The following is an 818-nucleotide window of genomic DNA, read 5'->3' as shown; positions in this document are numbered from 1 at the left end:
TCTTTTACGCGAACTTTGTTCATCAGATTCCGCCCAACATGAACCAGGCAACGTTGTCGTTTGGCTTTAGGGAAATGCCGATTCAAGCCTTCATCCAAACCAACTAACCCATCGGCCACAAACAACAGCACATCTTTAACGCCCTGCTTGATCAAGGTTCCCAGCAGTTCAGTCCAGATTCCAGTCGATTCCGTTGGCGCCACTTGGTAGTTCAGCACTTCTTTCGTACCATCTGGACGAATGCCAATCGCAATATGAACGGCTTCTTTTTGAACGGTATCCCGCTTTAACGGCAAGTAAGTGGCATCTAAGAAGATGGCCGCATATTGTGAAGCCAGTCGACGTTGCTGGAAAGCTTGAACCTGTTCATTGACGGCTTTAGTCATGTTGGAAACCGTGGCTTTGGAGTAGTGAGCACCGTACATTTCCTCAATGAGTTCGGCAATTTCAGCAGTGGTAATTCCCTTGGTATACAACTAAATGACCGTTGTTTCTAAATTATCACTGTGCCGCCCGTAGGCTGGCAAGGTATGATTTTCAAACCGGCCATTGCGATCTCGAGGAATGGTTAAGTTGGCCGTACTTCGTATCAAACGAGCGCTCATAACTGCCGTTGCGGTTATTACCAGTGTTAATTCCAGCGTATGAGTAGCGTTCGTAACCCAAAAACTCTGCCAATTCGGTTTGAAGCAGCTGGTTAATCGCAATTTCGAGGTGGTGACGAAAAACTTCGTCCAAATCTTGCTTTTGGGCTAGTGCAGCGATAATTTCTGTGGTAAGTTCATTCATGGGGAATGCCTCCTGTGATGTTTTCTGTG

At 46.6% G+C, this 818-nt stretch carries 1 pseudogene; it reads right to left on the bottom strand.

Annotated elements, in window-relative coordinates:
* Window positions 1-789 (bottom strand): annotated as a pseudogene (locus tag KGF70_RS16955) (IS256-like element IS1310 family transposase); the annotation flags it as partial.
* Between the last annotated feature and the right edge of the window lie 29 nt (window positions 790-818).

Source organism: Lactiplantibacillus sp. 7.2.4, assembly GCF_018991185.1.
Lineage (GTDB): Bacteria > Bacillota > Bacilli > Lactobacillales > Lactobacillaceae > Lactiplantibacillus > Lactiplantibacillus pentosus.
Note: the sequence above shows the minus strand (reverse complement) of the source record. Positions and strands in the feature narration are given on the sequence as shown.